General features: G+C 73.9%; 2 pseudogenes. One reads left to right on the top strand and one right to left on the bottom strand.

Annotated features, from left to right (window positions below):
- A pseudogene (locus D7231_RS34805) lies at window positions 1-672 on the bottom strand (acetamidase/formamidase family protein); the annotation flags it as partial.
- Window positions 673-1,126: 454 nt separating this feature from the next.
- Here D7231_RS34805 and D7231_RS34800 point away from each other — a divergent pair.
- Window positions 1,127-1,361: pseudogene (locus tag D7231_RS34800) on the top strand (ABC transporter substrate-binding protein); the annotation flags it as partial.

The following is a 1,361-nucleotide window of genomic DNA, read 5'->3' as shown; positions in this document are numbered from 1 at the left end:
GGCCACCGCCGGCATCACCTCCGCCGGCATGATGCCGGCCGGGGCCCCGCCGCCCGCCTGCCGGGCCAGCGCGCCCTTGCCGTGCCGGCTGGAGATCACGCCGTAGGGCACGCGCGGCAGCAAGGACAGCGGTTCCACCTTCAGCACGTCCCCGGGCTCGGCCCCTTCGACGCGGATCGGTCCGGTGATCACGTGCGGCCCGTCGGTGTCGAAGTCGCGCGGCGCCCGGGAGTAGTCCCGGGCCATCGCGACGGCGTCCGTCAGCACCTCACGTCTGGGCACGTCGTGGCCGCCGAACCAGGCCACGGGGTCGCGGCCCTGGTCCTCCAGGAGGCCCTCGTGGGAGAGGGAATCGACGGTGACCGTCTGGCCGGAGCGAATCCGCAGCACCGGCTCGCTGTCCAGCGCCGGCACATAGCCCCAGCGGACCTGGTCGGGCAAGGAGGGCAGGTAGTGATCGCCGTCGACCCGGCCGCGGTGCGGCTGGAGAATCTCCCCCGTATACGACGAACGGGCGGGCGTGGCCGCGTGTGCCTGTCCGCCCTTCGCGGCGACGGCTGCGGCGGTGCCCCCGGCGGCGGTGACGGCGCCCGCTGCGCGCAGGAAGCCGCGGCGGCCCAGCCCCGCTATCAGCGTTTCGCGGGCCTGGCCCGGGTCGACGGGAAAGTGCATGGTTGTGCTCCTGTTCCGGTGGTGCTGTGCGCGTGATGTCGCGCGCCCCGGACCAGTGGCGGCGTCCGCCCGGAGCGGTCATTGCTCCAGGCGGCTGGGCGGGGGCCCGGCCGCCGGATCCGGTCAGCGGTCACCTTAGGCACGATGTGGGCGGGATCCACCGGATGGGCCGGAATGACCCCGGCTTCTCACCTGGATGAAACCTCCGGACGCCGGGACCGGACATTCGGTTACAGATCCGAAACGTCCACTCGGCGGCGGGCGAGCGGAACACCCGCCGGGCGCCGCCGTTCCACCGTTCGGTGGAACGGGGTTTTCCACCTCCCGAGCGGTCTCCGCGCCGTTCGGCCGACGCGGACCGCCTCTCCCGGGAATGAGAATCGGAGCCGGTTGTGGCACGGATCCCTGGCCACGGCCCTCTCCACTCCTGGCCCCGTGAGAAAGGTCCCCGCGCGTGTCCAGTTTCCTCAGCAGGCGACGAGCACTGGCCGGCGGAGCCGGTGCGACTCTGGGACTGGGCGCGCTGGGCGCCGCGGCGCCCTCCGCCCCCGGCTCGTCCGCCGCGTCGCGGCGAGCCTCCGGTGCCGAGGAGCGCAGGACGCTCGACGAGCTGTACCAGGCGGCCCTGGCGGAGGGCGGCAGGCTGGTCGTCTACGCCGGCGGCGACACCCCGGACCAGCAGGACGGCA

It is taken from the genome of Streptomyces klenkii (assembly GCF_003626645.1).
Taxonomy (GTDB): Bacteria; Actinomycetota; Actinomycetes; order Streptomycetales; family Streptomycetaceae; genus Streptomyces; species Streptomyces klenkii.
This window is presented reverse-complemented; position numbering and strand designations above follow the sequence as displayed.